Annotated in this window: 21 protein-coding genes and 1 tRNA gene; 9 read left to right on the top strand and 13 right to left on the bottom strand. The window is 50.0% G+C overall.

Annotation, left to right across the window (positions count from 1 at the left end):
- Positions 1–743, top strand: a 743-nt coding sequence (locus E3E42_RS09640) for a methyl-accepting chemotaxis protein (protein ID WP_240913683.1), incomplete at its 5' end; no start/stop codon positions are given.
- Between the two features lie 11 nt (positions 744–754).
- Here E3E42_RS09640 and E3E42_RS09635 read toward each other — a convergent pair.
- Positions 755–2,221, bottom strand: a complete 1,467-nt coding sequence (locus tag E3E42_RS09635; RefSeq protein WP_167904399.1) for a DUF2139 domain-containing protein — start codon at positions 2,219–2,221, stop codon at positions 755–757.
- Positions 2,222–2,310: 89 nt separating this feature from the next.
- Between E3E42_RS09635 and E3E42_RS09630 the strand changes: the two genes are divergently transcribed.
- Positions 2,311–2,658: a CidA/LrgA family protein gene (locus E3E42_RS09630; protein WP_167904354.1), complete on the top strand. Its 348-nt coding sequence runs from the start codon at positions 2,311–2,313 to the stop codon at positions 2,656–2,658.
- Positions 2,655–3,329 (top strand): CidB/LrgB family autolysis modulator, encoded by a 675-nt coding sequence (locus E3E42_RS09625; protein WP_167904353.1) that lies wholly within the window; start codon positions 2,655–2,657, stop codon positions 3,327–3,329. The genes E3E42_RS09630 and E3E42_RS09625 overlap by 4 nt, the downstream gene beginning before the upstream one ends.
- Here E3E42_RS09625 and E3E42_RS09620 read toward each other — a convergent pair.
- Together E3E42_RS09620 and E3E42_RS09615 are read right to left on the bottom strand one after the other, a co-directional pair.
- Complete coding sequence (locus tag E3E42_RS09620) at positions 3,291–3,734, bottom strand: Tfx family DNA-binding protein (RefSeq protein WP_148883811.1); 444 nt, start codon at positions 3,732–3,734, stop codon at positions 3,291–3,293. The genes E3E42_RS09625 and E3E42_RS09620 overlap by 39 nt on opposite strands.
- A gap of 158 nt (positions 3,735–3,892) precedes the next feature.
- Positions 3,893–3,970: transfer RNA gene (locus tag E3E42_RS09615), tRNA-Tyr, on the bottom strand.
- A gap of 70 nt (positions 3,971–4,040) precedes the next feature.
- Here E3E42_RS09615 and E3E42_RS09610 point away from each other — a divergent pair.
- Together E3E42_RS09610 and E3E42_RS09605 are read left to right on the top strand one after the other, a co-directional pair.
- On the top strand, positions 4,041–4,622 hold the full coding sequence (locus tag E3E42_RS09610; RefSeq protein WP_167904352.1) for a transposase: 582 nt from the start codon (positions 4,041–4,043) through the stop codon (positions 4,620–4,622).
- Positions 4,619–5,179 (top strand): aldolase, encoded by a 561-nt coding sequence (locus E3E42_RS09605; protein ID WP_167904351.1) that lies wholly within the window; start codon positions 4,619–4,621, stop codon positions 5,177–5,179. The genes E3E42_RS09610 and E3E42_RS09605 overlap by 4 nt, the downstream gene beginning before the upstream one ends.
- Before the next feature lie 60 nt (positions 5,180–5,239).
- Here the strand turns inward: E3E42_RS09605 and E3E42_RS09600 are convergent, their stop codons facing one another.
- Together E3E42_RS09600 and cobO are read right to left on the bottom strand one after the other, a co-directional pair.
- Positions 5,240–5,491 (bottom strand): UPF0147 family protein, encoded by a 252-nt coding sequence (locus E3E42_RS09600; RefSeq protein WP_014013138.1) that lies wholly within the window; start codon positions 5,489–5,491, stop codon positions 5,240–5,242.
- A gap of 113 nt (positions 5,492–5,604) precedes the next feature.
- On the bottom strand, positions 5,605–6,132 hold the full coding sequence (gene cobO / locus E3E42_RS09595) for a cob(I)yrinic acid a,c-diamide adenosyltransferase (RefSeq protein ID WP_167904350.1): 528 nt from the start codon (positions 6,130–6,132) through the stop codon (positions 5,605–5,607).
- Between the two features lie 107 nt (positions 6,133–6,239).
- On the opposite strand from cobO, the gene E3E42_RS09590 reads away from it, so the two are divergent.
- The 3 genes from E3E42_RS09590 to E3E42_RS09580 all read left to right on the top strand — a co-directional run bounded on the left by E3E42_RS09590 (position 6,240) and on the right by E3E42_RS09580 (position 8,805).
- Positions 6,240–7,196: a hypothetical protein gene (locus E3E42_RS09590; RefSeq protein ID WP_167904349.1), complete on the top strand. Its 957-nt coding sequence runs from the start codon at positions 6,240–6,242 to the stop codon at positions 7,194–7,196.
- Positions 7,193–7,480 carry a hypothetical protein gene (locus E3E42_RS09585; RefSeq protein ID WP_167904348.1) on the top strand — a complete coding sequence of 96 codons (288 nt, stop codon included), beginning with the start codon at positions 7,193–7,195 and terminating at the stop codon, positions 7,478–7,480. The genes E3E42_RS09590 and E3E42_RS09585 overlap by 4 nt, the downstream gene beginning before the upstream one ends.
- A gap of 401 nt (positions 7,481–7,881) precedes the next feature.
- Positions 7,882–8,805 carry a tyrosine-type recombinase/integrase gene (locus E3E42_RS09580; RefSeq protein WP_167904347.1) on the top strand — a complete coding sequence of 308 codons (924 nt, stop codon included), beginning with the start codon at positions 7,882–7,884 and terminating at the stop codon, positions 8,803–8,805.
- A 5-nt stretch (positions 8,806–8,810) separates the two neighbouring features.
- Here the strand turns inward: E3E42_RS09580 and E3E42_RS09575 are convergent, their stop codons facing one another.
- The 4 genes from E3E42_RS09575 to E3E42_RS09560 all read right to left on the bottom strand — a co-directional run bounded on the left by E3E42_RS09575 (position 8,811) and on the right by E3E42_RS09560 (position 13,749).
- A complete protein-coding gene (locus E3E42_RS09575; protein ID WP_370519645.1) occupies positions 8,811–9,902 on the bottom strand; it encodes an ATP-binding protein in 1,092 nt (363 codons plus the stop codon).
- Between the two features lie 123 nt (positions 9,903–10,025).
- On the bottom strand, positions 10,026–11,189 hold the full coding sequence (locus E3E42_RS09570; RefSeq protein ID WP_167904346.1) for a tyrosine-type recombinase/integrase: 1,164 nt from the start codon (positions 11,187–11,189) through the stop codon (positions 10,026–10,028).
- 261 nt (positions 11,190–11,450) lie between these two features.
- Positions 11,451–13,187, bottom strand: coding sequence for a DUF262 domain-containing protein (locus E3E42_RS09565; protein WP_167904345.1), 1,737 nt, complete (start codon positions 13,185–13,187; stop codon positions 11,451–11,453).
- A 154-nt stretch (positions 13,188–13,341) separates the two neighbouring features.
- A complete protein-coding gene (locus E3E42_RS09560; protein ID WP_167904344.1) occupies positions 13,342–13,749 on the bottom strand; it encodes a hypothetical protein in 408 nt (135 codons plus the stop codon).
- Between the two features lie 161 nt (positions 13,750–13,910).
- Between E3E42_RS09560 and E3E42_RS09555 the strand changes: the two genes are divergently transcribed.
- Complete coding sequence (locus tag E3E42_RS09555) at positions 13,911–14,459, top strand: integrase (protein WP_167904397.1); 549 nt, start codon at positions 13,911–13,913, stop codon at positions 14,457–14,459.
- Between the two features lie 565 nt (positions 14,460–15,024).
- Here the strand turns inward: E3E42_RS09555 and E3E42_RS09550 are convergent.
- The 4 genes from E3E42_RS09550 to E3E42_RS09535 all read right to left on the bottom strand — a co-directional run bounded on the left by E3E42_RS09550 (position 15,025) and on the right by E3E42_RS09535 (position 17,163).
- Entirely contained in the window at positions 15,025–15,348 is a 324-nt protein-coding gene (locus tag E3E42_RS09550) for a hypothetical protein (protein ID WP_167904343.1), read from the bottom strand.
- Between the two features lie 32 nt (positions 15,349–15,380).
- Positions 15,381–16,058, bottom strand: coding sequence for a hypothetical protein (locus tag E3E42_RS09545; protein WP_167904342.1), 678 nt, complete (start codon positions 16,056–16,058; stop codon positions 15,381–15,383).
- Between the two features lie 51 nt (positions 16,059–16,109).
- On the bottom strand, positions 16,110–16,478 hold the full coding sequence (locus tag E3E42_RS09540; protein WP_167904341.1) for a DUF302 domain-containing protein: 369 nt from the start codon (positions 16,476–16,478) through the stop codon (positions 16,110–16,112).
- Positions 16,479–16,701: 223 nt separating this feature from the next.
- On the bottom strand, positions 16,702–17,163 hold the full coding sequence (locus tag E3E42_RS09535) for a hypothetical protein (RefSeq protein ID WP_167904340.1): 462 nt from the start codon (positions 17,161–17,163) through the stop codon (positions 16,702–16,704).
- Between the last annotated feature and the right edge of the window lie 602 nt (positions 17,164–17,765).

Below are 17,765 nucleotides of genomic sequence, written 5' to 3'. Positions count from 1 at the left end.
CAGAAACAAGCGCAGAAAGCGTCAGAGCCATGGACGAATTCGAGGCGGCAGTAAACGAAGTCGTCACAATAGCCAGCGAAGGCAGACAAAAAGGCGAAATCTCAGCCAAACAAATCGAAAGCATCCAAGAAATGATGAGCAACATCGAAAGCACAGTCAGAAAAGTCTCTGAGATGAGCAGGAGTATTGAGGAGATTACGAACGTGATTACCAACATCGCCGAGCAGACGAACTTACTCGCCTTAAACGCGGCCATTGAAGCGGCAAGGGCCGGCGAGGCCGGAAGGGGTTTCGCTGTGGTTGCTCAGGAGATTAGGAAACTCGCGGAGGAGAGTAAGCAGGCCGCGGACAACATCAAGAACATTATTGACCAGATCACCGGCGAAATCCGCGATGCCGTCGACAGCACCCAGAAGGGCGTCACCGTGGTAAGTGAAAGCGCGGACACGCTCAGAGAAACCATAACGTACCTAACCAACATAGCCGACCTGCTTCAGGATGCTAGTTCGAGGATGAGTGAGGTTAAGGAGCAGATTGTTAAGACGCAGGATGAGGTTGAGAATGCTTTGAGGTCGCTTGAGAACCTGGCCGCGAGTGCTGAAGAAACCACCGCCTCAGCAGAAGAAGTCAGTTCAGCGGTGGAGGAGCAGACCGCCGCCACCGAGGAGCTCGAACGTGCAGCGAGGGACCTGAAGGACATCGTGTCCCAGCTGCGGACAATAATAAGCAAGTTCAGGTTGTGAAAAAAGAGAGCTCAGCGGAGCTCTATTCTCAATTTTCCTTTCATATCCCCTTTCTCCAGCTCGAAGCTGACGATGCCGCTGAAGGAGTCCAGCTCAAGGATGTTCTTCCCCGCCCTAACGTCGAACCTCTCGGCGACTGCCTCCCCCGCAGGGAGCGATAGGTCGTACTCGTAGACCGTCAGCCGGTTGTCGCCGCTGAGGTGAAGAACCATTCTCGGCTCGCGGTAGCCGTCCAGTGGGATTCCACCGAAGGTCCCCGCCCCAAGGCCCTTTGCGGCGCTCGGAAGCGCGAGCGGAAGGGAGAAGCTTACCGCCGGCGGCCTCTCTTGAATTATCCTCTCGTCGAGAACCACTATGTCCCTGTTCCCCGTGTCGAAGGGCGTCGCCTCCGTCGCGCCCGTGTTGGGGGCGGTGTTGGTGGCAACGAGGAGCCTTCCGCCGGCTTTCTCGATGCTCGTCACCCTGGCGCCGAATGCCCCGACTATCCTGACCATCGGCGGGGCAACGTAAACGAGGACGCTCGGCCCGACGACGGTGTTGGTGGCGGCCCACTCGATTCCGGCATCCCGGGAATCTGGCCTGTAAACCGCGTCGTGGTGCGCGTTGAATGCCGTCAGAATGCCCCCGCCGACGTTTATCGCGTTCACCCTGAATGGGGCGTAGAAGGTGTAGAAGTCGAAGAGCCTGAAGAACCTGAACTCCTCGCCCATGAGGGGATTCCCTGCCAGAACCCCTCCCCTGACGAAGGCGAAGGCCCTGTTGTACGCCGAGGCCATGGCCCCGAGCTCGGGCCTTATGTACGGCCGCCCATCAGCGCTTCCACCGGGCTTGAACGTCTCCCATCCCCCTCCCACCAGGTCGAGGGCCCTGAACTCCCTCAGACCGCCGGTGAAGTTGTTCCCAACGCCGAAAAAGGCAGCATCGTGAACCGTGGTTCCCTTGGGGGCCGGCTCGTGAATCAGCGCCTCGGCCTTTCCGGTTCTTCTGTCCAAGGCATAGACGCCGAGGTTGGCGTGGCCGTCCTCCCTCGCGAGGAGAAGCCTGTCGCCGTAGGGGTCGTAGAGTATATCGCTCACCTCTCCCGCCCAGTCGGTCTCGTGGTGGATGGAATCCTTCCAGAGGAGCCTTATGGAGTCGTTCTCGGTGTCGTAGACGTGGACGTGGGAGTACTTGTTGTGGAAGAGTATCCTCCCCTCCTCCCTGTAAACCGCCGGTGCGTGAACCCAGCCGCCGAAGTATATGAACTCATCAACCGTCTCGACCGCGTTGTAGGTGTCGCCACCGCTGGTCGGGGCGTCTCCGAGGAGGGTGAAGTCGTAAACCTTCTCCTCCCCGCATCCGAGGTCTATGAAGTGCGCCTCCGCCTCAAAGGCCAGCGTGAAGTAGAGCATCCCGTTGTGATATTTCAGCCCGAATATTCCCCCGCTGCCCCATTCTGGACCGTAGCGACCCGGAAAACGGTAGTTCCTCATGAGCATGGTATCACCGATGGTGTTACGCGGCAGGGGCTTATTGGTCTTTCGCATCACCCGGGATGCTTTTATATGCGGGTACCCTAGATTGGAGCATGAGGCCCTACCGCGGACTGGCGATAATATTCGGCTTCTACGCCCTGGGTGAGTTCACAGGCTTTGCCCTCAACCTGACGATTCCGGGGAGCGTGCTCGGCATGCTCTTCCTCCTGGGAGCGCTGCTCACAGGTGCCATCAAACTGGAGTGGGTGGAGGGCGAGGCCGAGCTGTTCGTCAGAAACATGAGCGTCATGTTCATCCCTCCCGGCGTCGGGATAGTCACCTACCTCGGCCTGATAAAGAGCCAGGCGGTGCCGATATTCGTCGCCCTGATACTGAGCTTCCTGATTACGCTGGTCGTCACAGCGAAGACGGTTGAACTCCTCAGGAGGGAGGAGAAATGAACCCGCTCGGAATAACCCTCACCCTGGTGGTCTTCTACCTGTTCTCGGAGCTTCACGCCAGGAAAAGGGCCTTCTATACCAACCCGGTTCTCCTCTCCATAATCACGATAGCGGTCATCCTTAAGTGGTTCGGAATCCCCTACGGGAGCTACATGGATAGCGCGGTTATACTCAAGTTCCTCCTCGGGCCTGCGGTGGTGAGTTTGGCCGTTCCGGTTTACAAGGGCAGGGAGACCATAAAGGCCTACGCGAGGGAGATAGCGCTCGGAGTAGCCGTCGGCGGAACGGTTGCAATCCTCAGCGCCTTCTACATCGCGCAGCTCCTCGGCGGTAGCGAGGAGGTCCTCCTCAGCATAGCCCCAAAGAGCGTTACCACGGCCATAGCAATCGGCATAAGCGAGAAGATAGGGGGCATTCCAGCTTTAACCGCGGTCCTCGTGATACTCACCGGGATAATGGGGAACGCGGTTGGGCCGGAGCTGCTGAGCGCGACGGGGGTACGGGACAGAATAGCACGCGGTCTGGCGATGGGTGTGAGCTCCCACGGCCTTGGAACGGCGAGGATAATACTGGACGATGAGCTCGCGGGAGCGGTGAGCGGACTGGCGATGGCTCTGAACGGCGTCTTCACGTCACTCCTGCTTCCCCACCTTATCGAAGTCCTCAAGTAGGCACTCGCTTATCCTGAGCCTGTCCTTGGCGTCAAGGAAGAGCGTGAAGTCACGCTTCGCTATCCTGTCGCTTATCGGGGCGTGCTCCACGAGAAAGGCGATTATCTCCGCCGTGCTGTACGGCACCTTCACCCTCAGCTCGTCGGCCTTCAGGAAGAGCCTCTCCGGAACGTTGAAGATGTCCTCACCCTTCCTCACCTCGACGCTTATCTTGGAGTTTATCTGCTCCCATATCAGAAGGGTGTTTCTGGCCTTCTCGATCTTGTCAAGCGCGCGCCTCTCAAGGATGCTTATGTTGGCCCGGCTCGTTCCGAGCATCTCGGCTATCTCGCTCTGTTTGAGGCCCCTGGCGCGGAGCCTGAGAATTTTAATCTGCTGCTCGGTTAGAAAGCTCCCCTTCCCCATTTTAAACACCAGAGTTTAACAACACGCCAAAGGTTAAAAGTTTTTCTCGATACCCTTCGCACAGGATACATTAAATACGCCAAAAACTACCCGCTCAGAATCGTACAACCGGGAGAGGGCCCCAGTCCAGGACATTCAGAACAGGAGAAGGTTTCTGGTGGTCCCGCGGCCCGGATTTGAACCGGGGACCTGCGGATCTACAGTCCGCCGCCGCTCCCAGGCTAGGCTACCGCGGGACCTCTGCCCGTTCCATAGTGCCCCGGGTAGGTTTATAAATTTTTCTCCTGATTTAGTGGGGGTGAGAGCATGAAGCTGTACGAACCGGTCACGCTCGCGATGCCCCTTGCGAAGAGGATCGGCGGGCTCATACTTGAGAAGGGCCGCCTTCCAGAGGGGGACGAAATCAGGGAATTCATGAGAGAGTTCGGCCTCGAGGAGAGCTGTCTCGACAGGGGGATGGCGATATACAGGACAAAGTTCCTGGTCGTCCTCGCGTTCCCGCGCGGAGAGAACGCTGTCATCGATGTTATATCATCCAGCGGAGAGCTGAGCGACGCCCTCGAGGTCATAGCGTACAGGGACAGGGAGCTGGGTGCCTTCGTCGTGGAGATACTGCCCGCCAACGACCTCGAGTACGAGGGCAACATCGGGATAGAACCGATAATCATAGACGAAAAGACCCTCGAGCCCGAGAGCAACCCCGTTCTCGGCCACTTCGAGGAGGATGAGGAGGGGCTCTTCCTCGTCATAGACCGCGAGACCTACTCGAGGTGGAGGGAAAACGGCGACCCCCACACCTGCCCGATATGCGGCGGAGAGCTCGCCTGGAAGGTGGAGAAAGCCTACTGCCGGGACTGCGGCTATGGAGTGAGGGTGGTGAAAGAATGAGCAGGGCAATCAAAACCCAACTGGTGAAGTACTCCAGACTGGCCCACAAGAGGGGACTCACGGCCGCCTTTGGCGGAAACCTGAGCATCAGGAGGGAAAACCTCGTCTTCATCAAGGCCACCGGAGCGGTGATGGACGACATGACTGCCGAGCAGGTCGCCGTAATCGACATGAGCGGAAGGCAGGTCTCCGGGGTGAGGCCGTCGTCGGAGTACAGGCTCCACCTTGCGGTTTACAGAACGAGGCCCGACGTCAGGGCCATCGCCCATCTGCACCCACCGTATTCCATCGTCGCCTCGACGCTGGTGGAGGGCGAACTGCCGATAATAACCCCCGAGGCCGAGATATACCTGAGGAGAATCCCGATAGCTCCATTCAGGCCCGCTGGGACTGAAGAGCTGGCGGATGTCACCTCGGAGGCCCTCCAGAACTCAGACGCAGCAATAATGGCCAGGCACGGCATAGTGACCGTGGGGAAAACCCTCAGGGAGGCGTTCTACAAGGCCGAACTCGTCGAGGAGAGCGCGAAGCTCTGGTACATGGGCAGAAAAGTGTGAGCCTGCAGTTCCTTTATTCCGTCAGAAAACGCAGGGAAATGAGCGGGAAAAGAAAAACGCTCACTTGACCTGCTCAAGGGCACCGAGGACCTCCCAGATGATCGTCCTCGTGTGCATAGGCATGTTCGGGTCCTCGCTTATCTCCTCGAGGATCGCTATGGCATCGGCCGCTCTAACGGCCGGCTCCTTGCTCTCGTCGAGGAGAGCCTCTATGGCCTGCTCGGCGGCGCGCCTGATGTTCCTGGGAACGACGGTGTCCTGAACGACCTGCTCCTTGAGAACCTGCACGATCTGACCGATGAGCTCGCTCATTCTATCACCCCCTTTTCTAAAGAATTGTTACTAAAACCTCCCCGGATTATCTTAAGCTTTCCTAACTAAAAAGCTTTTCGGTCAACGTCGAAATCGGGGATGGGGGGATGGGATCAGAACTCAACGCCCCTCCTCGCGAGAATCCCCCTCTGGTAGGGATGCTTGACTTCCCTCATCTCCGTCACGTAGTCGGCCAGCTCGAAGAGCTCCTCCGGGCAGTAGCGGCCGGTCAGGACGAGCTCCGTGTGCGGCGCTTTGTTCTTGATGAGCCCCTTGACTTCCTCGACGTCGAGCATTCCGAAGCCGAGGGCGACGCAGATTTCGTCGAGGATCACCAGATCCCACTCGCCGCTTGAGACTACCTCCCTCGCGCGCTGGAGAGCTTTTTTGGCCGCCTCTATGTCGTCCGGCTCCGGCTTCCCGTGGACGAACTTGGGCAGGCCGAAGGACTCTATGACCGCGCCGCACTCCGCTATCTTCTTCTGCTCGCCGTACACATCGGGAGCCTTCATGAACTGGAGGATTATCACCTTTCCGCCGGAGCCGAGCATTCTCACGGCGAGGCCAAATGCCGCGGTAGTTTTTCCCTTCCCGTTGCCGGTGTAGATGTGAACCAAGCCGAGCTTGTCTTTCCAGGACATTGACATTCACCGGGTGGATATTGTGTCCAAGGTTTTTAGGGGTTTGGATGGAATTAAAGAAAGGGTTAAATTCTTGCTCATATAACCTTCCAGTTGGGTGAACCAAGATGCCAGATTACTTTTTAATATCCCTTTCAAACAGAAGAAATCTAGAACTCTGCATAGAATACGCCCTTGCTGGTTTTACAAACAGTATAAATGGCCTCTGGACATTTTTCGACATAAACGTTGGAGATTATGTCTCTTTTCTGTACGGAGCAAGAGTCAGAAACCTGTACCGAGTTGTTAAAAAAGTTGCCTACAAAAACGCGGAGAATCTCCCTCCTTGGCCGCCGATAACCTTCAGATCAAAAAGGACATATTATTTTCCTTTCAGGCTGTTCTTAAAACAGGAGAGAGAATTTAATGAGCCAATGGTCAGGCCTGAATTTTCTTACGTAGCTGAAAACTTGCTTTTGAGAGGTGGCTATAGAAAGACACATTTTCAAGCCGATACAATAACCTTTTACAATGTCTCTGAGATGGGAAACGCATTTAATGGCAAAACCAAGTATATAGAGTTCGAGGCCGAGCCTTTTGAACCCAAAATTGTTTTCAAACGAGAAAACCAAAAAATTCCGGAAAAGTTCTACTTTAAAGAACTTATACTCCAGTCTCTCGTGAGAAGAAAAATCCAGAGTTCCGTTCTCGATGATGCTTTGGAATTTTTTGGCGTTGATAAGTCTCCAGATGAATTTGAAGTGCTTGGTGAAAAAGCCCTTCCTGAGGGATACGTCGATATATTCATCAAGCTAAGACATCCAACTGGAACAAATAAGTATCTGCTCGTGGAAGTTAAGACAGGGAAGGCACAAAGGAAAGACATAGAACAATTAATAGGATACATAAGCGAATTTAGCAATGAAACTGTTGGGGGAATATTAATCGCCAGAGATTTTTCAAAATCTGCCCTTGATAATTCCAAAATCCTGCCAGTTAGATACTATTTTAATAACTTAGACAAATCGGCAGAATATAGTTACGAAGAACTGCTGAGAATGCTAACCTTAGAGGTGGTAATATGAGAAAAAGATTGTTTATATTCATGACACCGGATGGAGCCACATATTCGTCCCCTAACGAGATATATCCTGACGTGGGAAACTTTCAAGTGCTTGGATTTGGTGAAGGATTGAATGAAGAAGGAGCGTTTGAGGACTTTATTAAGAACAATAAATGGGTGTTAGAGACGCAGTTTAACGAGGTGATCTGCATAGAGGTAAAGTCGAGAATTTACCAAGGCAAAAGATTTTATCTCAACAACAGAAGCTCGACGAGCTCGACTTCAAACCGCTCATCCCAACGCTAAGGTTGACCACAGTTTGTGACCGCTTTTAGAGGTTGCTTGCTAAAGAGTGCATACCCCAAATTCATACCTTCTAATGCTGGGATTTCTCATAGAAACTACTGTATATTTCAGTCCACTTTTCTTTTTTGACGCCCGAAGGGCGTCGTATGATAAGAGACTCGCTGAAAGCAGCCAATTAAGAGGAAATCCACTCAAGAATACCATTTTGAAAAAGTGCACCTTCAAAAAGCCAGCATTCAAAAGCAGTCAGAAACTTTCCGCCAGCGCTTTCGTCAGAAAGGGCTGTTCTGGGGCCAGGGCCGGGATTTGGACCCGGGCTAGGGGATCCACAGCCTGAAAGGGATTTATTCGCCAAAAGAAGGACGGAAACAGTAGAAAAATTTGAAGGGCAAAACGTCGCCATGCCAGCATTTGTACATGAACGAGCGGACGACAACCAGTACATAATAACAAAAAGACACCTCGACATTCTTTTACTCGAACTAAAGGCCAACAACGTTGCTGAACACCATCTAAAGTTCGTGAACCGTGTGATTCATAAATTCCTGGACAAAACAGCCCAACATGGCGATTACTGGTCGTTCACGGTCGAAGACTTGATTTCACACCTCCAGAACCTTCAGAAACAGTATTCCCCCTCCATGTATCGCAAGCACATCACATATCTCAAAAAGCTCTTCAGAATCGCCGGCATTCCGCTTGAACACAACCTCAAAAGCCCGAGATATGTTGGAGTGGACATGACAGTCATCACCGTTCAGGACGTCCAAACCCTCCTAAAGGTAATACACAGGGTTCAGTTTGCGAAAAGGGAAGAAGTCTCCGGGAGAATTGCCAACAAAATCATGCTGGGCCTCTTAATAATGGCGACGAGCGGTCTTAGAGTGTATGAGCTCACAAAATTACCCCTTTTGTATATTGACATTGACCGAGGACTCATCAAAGTGCCACCAAACGTCGCCAAAACGGGCCAGGCGCGGGTAACGTTCATAACAAAGGAAGTTCAGAGCCTGCTGAAGCAGTATGTCGAAAGATACAGCCCAAACCCCGATAAGCCAGTCATCTCTTACTTCAGCCTCGAAAAACCATTCATTCGAAAGGAAGAGCTGGCCAACCAGCCGATCCGGCCCAAGCACATGAGGAAATTCTTCTCGCAGGAATGGGACAGGCGGAACGGCAATGCAACGGTTAAGAAGCTTCTCATGGGGCACTCAATCAGGGGCGATATAAACGCGCTCCATTACTCCCACCACACAACGGAGAGCCTTCAGAGCGTTTACGATAAAGTCTTCAAAAAATTGAAATTCGGGGCAAAGCTCGTATGAGTGCCTTAGATGGATTTCTCAATTTCTTCCAATCTCGTTTCGAGAATCGCCTGCCGTAAGGGACGCTCTGGAATCTGGTAAACGCCCCGCTTGGGTTTTACTAAGAAACCCCCATCAACGAGGTTCTTGAGAACCTCCTTTGCCCGCCTTTCGGAGATTCCCACAACGGACGTTATTTCAGTAAGGACTTCCTCGGTCGTCACGCCATACGAGGGCCCCTTGGCGATCCTTTTCAGGGCGATTATATACGCGGGAGACCTGTATATCCTGATGAAGTCTCTCAAATCCTTCTTCCAAAGCCTGACAGCGTGATGAATCGTCCTCGCCAACGCTTCCCTGTGGGAATCCCCCTTAACCCTCAGCTTACCGTAATACGCCAGAAAACCTGGAACGTTTGAAAGCTCCCGGGCGGCCTCATAAAGCTCCTCCTCTGGGGCATCTGGAAGGCCCTTCCTCAAGTACTCAACGCTTTCCTCAACCGTCCACCTGGAGATGTGAATTTTCTCAACGTATCTCGCGAAGAATGGCTTATCTCCTGAGGGATTTATTATCCTCTCCAGAAGGCCAGGCATCGAGCCAGAGAGGACAACCGTTACATTCTCAAAGCCGTCTGAAATCGTCTGAAGCATGCCGAGCATGTTCAGTGGAGCGAACCTCGGAAGGACCTGGGCTTCATCAAACACCACCACCGTCTTTTTTCCCGACCTGTTCAGGTGCCTGAGGAGGTTCAGAAACGCATTCTGAAACTCGGCGATTCCCTTTGGCTTAACATCCATCTTCACGACTCCGAGGCTCAGTGTGGCGGAGTATTCTAGCTCTTCTGGTATGTTCGTCGAAACGGGGACGAGTTCGGTGTAACTTATTGCCTCACGCCCCATTCCAAAGGCCAGGTCATAATAAAGGTAATTGTATTTCGAGCGGTGCTTGTTGAGAAAGACGTTGATGACGCTGGTTTTGCCGACCCTCCTCGAACCTAAAATCGCCACAAAGTCGCCTTCATCAACGGCATTTTTGAGTTCCCTAACCGCCCTCCTGTGTGCTTCTCCATGGAGGTTTTTCTCATCTCTTATCGGGCGCGTGCTGAACAAAGTGAACACCCCATCACTAGTGACGGGCCGTCACTTTTAAAGGTTTCCATGCAGAAGTCTTTGACACCTTGAGACATGAAAGCGAACTAAGCCCAACTTTGGAACCAAGAAAAAAGAAAGACACAGGAAATCTCACCTTCTTCTCCTGCGCTTTCTTTTGCCCTTTTTGGGGAGATACCGTGAAACCATCGCCCGCTGTTTCTTCGTCAGGAATCGGACGTTGCCGAAGACCCTGTTGTATTCCTCAAAGAGCTTCTTGTGGTGCAATCCCCTTGCATAATGGAGCTCGTGAACCGTGCTCGGCGAGTGCCCGACGAGTTTTTTGAGTATGAGCTCGTTTCCGCCCTTTTCATACCAATATTGGATGAAGAACTTCCTGAACATGCCCGCCGTGAGCGTCCCCGGGCTGTAAATGAGCTTCACCCTCAGGCTCTTGTGCTTTTTGATGAGTGCATCGAAGAACGTCGGGTTCTCGGATTTTCTTGTCGGCACGGCGAAGAGGTATCCATCGTTCGCTTCGACAGCGTATTTGAATTTGGCTGTGTACATTTTGAGGCAGGCCCTTGCCTCCGGATGCAACGGGAGAATCTCGAAGCCTTCCACTTCCTTCAACTGTCTGCCGACTTTCGTCGCTGAGTGGGGAAGTCTGATTATGTTGTGCTCAAAGTCGAACCAGCTAATGTGCGCCCTCGCGATTTCTTCTTTCCTTCTGCCCGTCGTTGCCAGCAACAGCAGGAACGCGAGCGTCTTGCAGTACTGCTCCTCCTTTATTTCATAATCCTCAAAGAGGTCTTCGAGGGCCCGAAAGAGGTTGTCAATGTCTTCCTTGGTGACCGTTTTGGTGTTCATTGCAACATGCATCTTCCACTTTCTCCTGAGCTCTGTTTCCACGGCTTTGAGCCTGTTTATTATCTCAGGGTCGTTGATACCAACTGCCGTCAAGAACCTTCTCACAGTCGCGATTCTGTCCTTTTTCACCTTGTATCCGAGATTCTGGCCGTCCTTGCCCTTGAGGGAGTCCAGGTATTCCAGGTACTCTTCGATGGTCACAGCACTTACAACGTAAATCTGCTCCGATGACTGGCCGAGCACGGGCAGGACTGAGAGAAACTCTTTGAGGAACTGGATTTGCTTTTTCTTGTGCTTCTCACTGATGTCTTTGAGCTCCAGCTCGTTGAGGTACCTCTCGATTTCGCTGGCTGGTATTCCGTATCTTTCCCCGCGTGTCCTCTGGACGATTTGGATTCCGGCTGGAAGCTGGGCCTCGTATACACTTTTCACCATCGCCTCTGCCATACAAATCCACCCAAAATCTGAAGTTGGGAGTGGGCAATTAAATATAACTCTCCGCACTTAAACAAAGAAAAAGAAAATTGGAAATCAAAAAGTTAAGCCGTTATGGGTATTTCAAGGCCTGTTGAGATATATTTGGAGAGTTTTGTCATAATGGGCTCTTGTTCCAACCTCCGGACATTTTTCTTGAAAGTCCCGCTCTTTAGACGATGGATGAAGTTGGAGTGTTCACAGTTTATATTTGGGAAAGAAAATAAGGTTAAATTAACTAATGATCCCGGGATACTCCTTTTTCAGCGCCGAATACATTAATTCGACTCTTTTGCTCAGGAATTCCTCGTAATTCTCCAGTTTCCAGAGCTCTCTGTCGAGTGGTATGAAATGACTCATTAAGGTGTTTTCACTCAGACCAATCTTGTAGATATATCCCCGCTCTTCTGCATAATATCTTCTTGCATCCTCGTCATGAAGGGGTAAATCCCCGATTTCGGAGTTCGTGGACTTATGTATGAACGTTATGTTGCCCAGGTTGTTTATCATAATCTCCTTATCAGTGGGATCGTCAATCACCAGATTTTGGTCGAGGAACTCTCGGGGGAATATATGATGCTTCGCAAGTGAACCATATGGAACCTGAGTAATTAGATGTCCTGCCCAGTCGTTCGCGTTCTCTTGAGCAAGGAGGAGGTAAAGGATAAAGAGATACTGCCTGCCACTCCTCTTCATCACGTTTACATTGAGTCCCCTCATGAAAAGGTCTTTCCGAATCCTCGTTGGATACTTCCTCTGTTCAATGTTCCTGAGAAGTTCATTGTATGGGAAGGTGCCATTGCTTTCAGAGATTACACTCAAGTCCGCTTCAAGCTTGGAGTCCGGGCTTGTGCTGTAATATCCCACAAAGTTTACCAGGATAAACCAGTGTTTTATCCGGTCGATTTCCTCGGAAGAGAGATTTTCGAAGTCTTCAATATCCGCTGTGTAAAAGTACTTGGCGAGTGGAACAATGGTCTGCTGGGAAGGCAAGAGCTGGGCACTTGGAAGAGGGAGTTCATTTTTCACGAAGTCAACTGCAAGCTTAAATGCTTTGGCTGACTTCTGCAGAGTGGGTTTGAGGTTTTCCTCGGGATATTCTGCAATCCTGTCCAGACTCGAAGCGAATTTCTCAACATGAGATATCTGGGACTGAGCAAATCCGAAGTTTGACAAGACCAGTCTGATGATTGGTTGGATTTGAATCTCAAAGGTCTCCTCCCTAATCTTCCGGTAAATATCGTTGTATATTGTGTCTCGTATCAGCCCACCCATCTTCCCTGCTAAGAGTGAGAGCATGAGCTCGACGTTTCCAATACGCACGCCTTCTTTGTTTATTCTGATAAACGCTTGGGCCATTTCCATCACAGTTTCAGGATCCTCTTTGGTTGTACTCATTATGTAAACGGGGACTTTGTATTCGAGTATTCTTTTGATAACCGGCTCGGCCTTTTTGATGTATTCCTCGCTGTATCTTGTAATGAGATCGTTGTATGTTTTCATGTCGTATGTTGCAAAGGCTCTCAGGAGAAGTGAAACATCAATTCCACGCTTGTCGCTCTTATACAGCCTGTAACCTCCTTTGTCCGTTGGGTACAATGAGATTGGCACTTTAAGAGTAATCTCTCTCCCGTTCCGAGGAAGACGCCACCCATTGAAGAGGAGGAGAAGCGATGTTAGACGTTGCTGGCCATCAATAACATAATAATAATCTCCACCATTATCCACAACGGAATCCGTGAGGGGCACAGCGAATGGGTCATCTTTAATAAAGTCCTTGCTCGAGGGTTTCCAGAGGATGATTGCTCCAATTGGATATCCCCTGAGTATTGAATCGATTAAAGACTTTACATCGTCTTCGTCCCATACATAATCCCTCTGGAATGCAGGGAGGTAATAATTGTCTTTTTCCAATATGTTCTCAATAAGCTGGGGTATTGTCCAGACCTTCGGCTCGAGAAAAATCCTCACTCAGCATCACCAGAACAGTTACTTGAGAACAACATTCAAATACATTTCGATTTTGAATCTTTTTGATTCTCGCATCTTCAGAAAGTCTGCACAAGGGTATATTCGGCTTCGGGAGGTTGTTACATGGAATCCAAAAGCAGTAAAAATCAAAAAGTTAAGAGACAAGTTTGAACTCCATACCGTCTTTTGCATGCTGGAGTATCTCAAATAAAATGGCTTCTCGTTCGACTTCACTGAGGAAAAGCATAAGTGTGATCTGGGTATCTGGTTCTGGATTGCGGGTAATGATATTCTTTCGCCGAGTGCTTCCGTCCCAGATGCCCTGGATTTTCCATACCCTAATAACGACCTTGTTGCTTATCCTGAAGGGCTCTGCGAAGATTATCAAAGTATTAACAAATCGCTCCGAGAGTGCGCTGGCAAGGGCTGTAACTGACTGAGGAGGCAAGTATAGCACCTCAACTCCGTCAAAGTATTCTGGGATGTTCCTTGCCTGGATTGTTGCTGTAGGTTCGGGGAACACTCCCATAGTACCAGATGCCACATGAATCCTCCACGCCATGCCACCACCTCGGCTTCGAGCGGGGGGTGGGGAGTTAAAACTAACGGATCACTTCTGTGTTTAACTTACGACCCTAAGCTCAACAAATTGCCACCAAAAAGTAAAACTTATAAGCAAAATTTGCATTTAAGTTAAACAAAAAACACAATTAGGTGGCCATCATGGGCTGGGACCAAGGCCTGGATTACGAAGAGACTTATCGGCTTCTGCTCAAAGATCTCAAAGAGGCAAGAAAGAAGGAAGGTGTAAAGGCACTCAAGAGAAGAATGTACTTAGTGATACTTTTGACACAGCTTAGAAACGGTTCACGAATTGGAGAGGCAATTGAATTCATCTCCAAGGTCTCAAGAGAATACTCACAGGAAGCATTCATTACAGTTGAGAAACGGCGAGACGGATATCAACGATTGATGATCTTGCCCAGAGAGGTCAAAAAAGCGGATTTATTGGCCCTCGAGGGGCTCCTTGAACGGGAACTTCAGAAGCATGGTAAGAAAGGAGTCGTCATCAAAATATCAACGTGGGTGAAGAAAACATACGGCTTCAACACCCACAGCCTAAGATACGCGTTCGTGGGTTACTTAGCAGAAAAAAAGTATCCACCCCAACTCATTGCCAAAATAACCGGCCACAAGAGGCTAGATTATATCCTGCATTACACGCAGGAGAAGGCCGCCCACGAACTGCTCCTGAGATTAGATTCGATCTAAGTCCTCCGGACAATTCCAAAGAATACTTACACAAGTGTTAATTCAGTGTAAGGCATTTGCCTTACAGAAAAAATTTTTAAACCCAACTCGCGTATATTATGTCGGCGGCCCGTAAGGGTCGCACAGAAGCAAAAAGATGAGAAGAGAGAGTCACCCAGTCCAGAACCAATCATCATGAGCCTCCTGCTTGCGGGGCTGAACACGACCCGCGCCCCTCGTGCTGATTGACGCGCCCCTGAAAACCATGTCCGCCGGGTCCAACAAAGCACCTGCCGCATCAACCAGCTTTGCAATGGCTTTCGCTAATCTCCAGATTTCGTTGCCTCTCATTTCGACACCACCTCTTTCAACTTGTTCAAAAGAGACCCACCCTCGTTTTCTCTTTCCTTGTCTAACCCGGTTAAAGGTTTCGATTCTCCAAATTGCACTTAAAGAAAATCACGGGGAGAACGTGATGATGACTAACTCTCCAACTTTGAAGCCCACCAGCCTCTCCAACCGCCCAGAAACCGGGAGCACCCACGACTCAAACCTTAAATCTCCTGCGTAAGGCAATCACCTTACACTAATCCACCCGTTGTATCTCTCCCACGAGCATCTGCACGAGTTCCTTAGCACTCTTCCCCCTGAACTTGGGGACGTCTTCTTTTGAGTGAATTTCAATAACGTGCCGTTGAGCACTCTCAAAGTCATCAAAAGCGTCCAGGCAGGCTTTACAATAAAACTTCGAGCTTGAGGGGACCTCGAACACGAGGGCGCCAATGGCAACGTCCTCGTCAAAGCCCAGCTCCTTGAGCTTCTCGGTTGTTAAACCCATCTCCTTCTTGACAGCCTTGAGCAGGACCCCATAATCCTCACTCGCCAGCCCGGTTTCAATATGAAGGAACATTTCTCATCCCCCCATATTATCGAGGTCGAATATCAGTCGTCTAAATAATACACCATAAGCTCAATGAGACTGTCCTCTTCGAGTTCATCAAGGTAATTGTAGTAATAATCATCGTCATCATAAACCGTGGGCTGGACGTTATGCTGAGAATTCTGTTCTGCATTGCTTCCATCAAAAATTCCAGCCATGACAATTAAGAGGACAATACCAAGCACAACTTCTCCCTCAATGAAGCTGAATATTGCCATTACTAAAAAGAACCCTCCTAAAAGCAACCTAAACATCGCTCCAACTGTTCGACCCCAGTTGCGCCTTTTCTGTATTTTTTGAGGCATTTTATGCTCTTTTGGATGTATTCCCTCGTTTTTCGCTGGTGCCCTCTTTGCCTTGTGAGATCGATTTTCTTTTTGGACGTTGGGATCTTTCTTAGGGTTGGAGAGTCTTTGTTCTGAGCTGGCAATAATCTCAAAAACTAACTTGTCAGGGGTTCTTTTAACCAATTTTACACGTATCCTCTTGGGGCGGGGTTTATGAGGAATCCAGAAAATGTATGTTTCCCCCTCTTTGAATTTGTCCATCACCCAGAATGTCCCTTTGCGGTCTTTGAAGACTTCTCCTTTCTTAAAGAGAGATTCCCCTTCGGAGCCTGTAATCCGGAACTTTCCGACTTGTACAAGATTGTTTTTCTTCACGAGCTCCAGTTTCTTCATCCAACCCCTCCCGAACATCAAACAAAAAGATATGAGAGAAAGGTGAGGAAGTCAGTTAAATCCAATCTCTTTCAGGAGTTCCACAACCCTGTTGAACGGCTCTGCCAGAACCTCCTCGTCCCAGAACTCATCAGGGACTGCCATCTTCGCGTGAACTTTGCCACCGTCCTCGTACAGAAGCAGGTGGCACGGGGCAACCATACCGATCTCCTCGTTTCTCTTCCAGAGCTCGTAGAAGATTTTAGCATTGCAGAGGCCAAGCGTCTTGTACTTCGGCATGTCAATGCCGAGCTTGTTCTTGACAACAGCCGTGAAGTCCTGCTCCCAGACAACAGCAAAGCCGGCCTGCGGAAGAGCCTCCTTCACCTTGGCCTCGGCCTCATCGAAAGACCCATTGAACACTAACCTGGCCTCAATCATTCAATACACCTCCAACTAGCCCTCTCTAAGTTGCTGGGTCGATGTACGCCGAATATACCGCCAAACGGCAAAGCAGAATCAGGATTGCCAAATTTATAAATTTTTCGTGTAAGGCATTTGCCTTACACCAGTAAAGGATTTTTTACTTAATACAATTTGACAAATTGGGCCAGAGCAATCCCGCTTATTGGGTTCGAGAATGAAACAAAATGCACAGGCGATTTCAGCCATCTCGAACGGGCGTGAGACTCCTCTCGCCGTAATCTTTGAGGAGTATTCCAGCCGCGTGGATGAGCGCGTCGATGAACCACTCGCTCGGCTCGACCTGGAAGTATGCCATAATGGGCTTCCCGTTAAGTGCTCCCTTTAGGAGAACCCTGTCCTTGGAGAGTTTAATGAGAATCAAATCTGCAATTGCACCCGTTTTATGATTCCGTATAACCATTCCTCGGGAAATTAACATAAAACCGTTAATCCAAAATGCCTTAACGTCTTCTCCGTTGTGAACTTTAAATATTTTGACTTTTTTGATATTGATGCTGACGTCGAGATCGGGCGAGAAGTATCCATCGGCGATTGGGTCAATACCAATGTCCCCTGGCTGTGCTTCTTCGAGTTTCAAGTCCGGGTTATCTTTGATTAGTTTGACCACAATCTCGGAGGGAGTTAAGTTCTCCCCGTCCATCGGCACCACCTTCACGACCCCGAAGAAGACTGTGGGAGGCTGAAGTTTAAAAGAACTGCGTCAGGCTCCTGCCTTACACTTACGACGGCGAGACAGGGAAGTTAATGTTTAAAAAAATGTCGTTTTTATGTGCAGAAAAAATATATAAACCTGTTCCCTGTAAGGTTTTTAAGATTTTGTAAAAAATCCAAAGAGAACATCACGCGTACATTTTAGTGCATTAGGTACACAGGTTTGCACCTGTACCCTAAGGTTTCTGAAAAACAAAAAAATCGTTGAGGGAACCAGAGAACATTACGATGAACAAAAGTAAACATTGTGGGGCATGTTTGTGAATTCCGCTCGTGAAACTCGCCCCTTACCACTCCTTTTGTGTATATAAGAGAGGTTAGACCCCCCTGAAAATGCGAAAAATTCGAAGGGTACGGAGAACAGAGAACACGAATTTGAATACATTTGTACAGTAAAACTTGTACACGGGTGCGTTACTTTGGGGTGTATTATGTTCCCTGTTCTCCGTACCCTAATATTTTTTCGCGTACTTTCGCTGAACACCCCCCGTATATAAGCCATTTTTTGCAAAAATTTTACACTCCTCACCT

This window comes from Thermococcus sp. JdF3, from assembly GCF_012027495.1.
Classification (GTDB): domain Archaea; phylum Methanobacteriota_B; class Thermococci; order Thermococcales; family Thermococcaceae; genus Thermococcus.
The sequence above is the reverse complement of the archived record's forward strand: the minus strand, read 5'-3'. Positions and strand labels throughout refer to the sequence as shown.

Coding starts and splice junctions, on each gene's coding strand:
- E3E42_RS09635 (WP_167904399.1), bottom strand. CDS start 2,221: ATGCTCATGAGGAACTACCGTTTTCCGGGTCGCTACGGTCCAGAATGG.
- E3E42_RS09630 (WP_167904354.1), top strand. CDS start 2,311: ATGAGGCCCTACCGCGGACTGGCGATAATATTCGGCTTCTACGCCCTG.
- E3E42_RS09625 (WP_167904353.1), top strand. CDS start 2,655: ATGAACCCGCTCGGAATAACCCTCACCCTGGTGGTCTTCTACCTGTTC.
- E3E42_RS09620 (WP_148883811.1), bottom strand. CDS start 3,734: ATGGGGAAGGGGAGCTTTCTAACCGAGCAGCAGATTAAAATTCTCAGG.
- E3E42_RS09610 (WP_167904352.1), top strand. CDS start 4,041: ATGAAGCTGTACGAACCGGTCACGCTCGCGATGCCCCTTGCGAAGAGG.
- E3E42_RS09605 (WP_167904351.1), top strand. CDS start 4,619: ATGAGCAGGGCAATCAAAACCCAACTGGTGAAGTACTCCAGACTGGCC.
- E3E42_RS09600 (WP_014013138.1), bottom strand. CDS start 5,491: ATGAGCGAGCTCATCGGTCAGATCGTGCAGGTTCTCAAGGAGCAGGTC.
- cobO (WP_167904350.1), bottom strand. CDS start 6,132: ATGTCCTGGAAAGACAAGCTCGGCTTGGTTCACATCTACACCGGCAAC.
- E3E42_RS09590 (WP_167904349.1), top strand. CDS start 6,240: ATGCCAGATTACTTTTTAATATCCCTTTCAAACAGAAGAAATCTAGAA.
- E3E42_RS09585 (WP_167904348.1), top strand. CDS start 7,193: ATGAGAAAAAGATTGTTTATATTCATGACACCGGATGGAGCCACATAT.
- E3E42_RS09580 (WP_167904347.1), top strand. CDS start 7,882: ATGCCAGCATTTGTACATGAACGAGCGGACGACAACCAGTACATAATA.
- E3E42_RS09570 (WP_167904346.1), bottom strand. CDS start 11,189: ATGGCAGAGGCGATGGTGAAAAGTGTATACGAGGCCCAGCTTCCAGCC.
- E3E42_RS09560 (WP_167904344.1), bottom strand. CDS start 13,749: ATGGCGTGGAGGATTCATGTGGCATCTGGTACTATGGGAGTGTTCCCC.
- E3E42_RS09555 (WP_167904397.1), top strand. CDS start 13,911: ATGGGCTGGGACCAAGGCCTGGATTACGAAGAGACTTATCGGCTTCTG.
- E3E42_RS09550 (WP_167904343.1), bottom strand. CDS start 15,348: ATGTTCCTTCATATTGAAACCGGGCTGGCGAGTGAGGATTATGGGGTC.
- E3E42_RS09545 (WP_167904342.1), bottom strand. CDS start 16,058: ATGAAGAAACTGGAGCTCGTGAAGAAAAACAATCTTGTACAAGTCGGA.
- E3E42_RS09540 (WP_167904341.1), bottom strand. CDS start 16,478: ATGATTGAGGCCAGGTTAGTGTTCAATGGGTCTTTCGATGAGGCCGAG.
- E3E42_RS09535 (WP_167904340.1), bottom strand. CDS start 17,163: ATGGACGGGGAGAACTTAACTCCCTCCGAGATTGTGGTCAAACTAATC.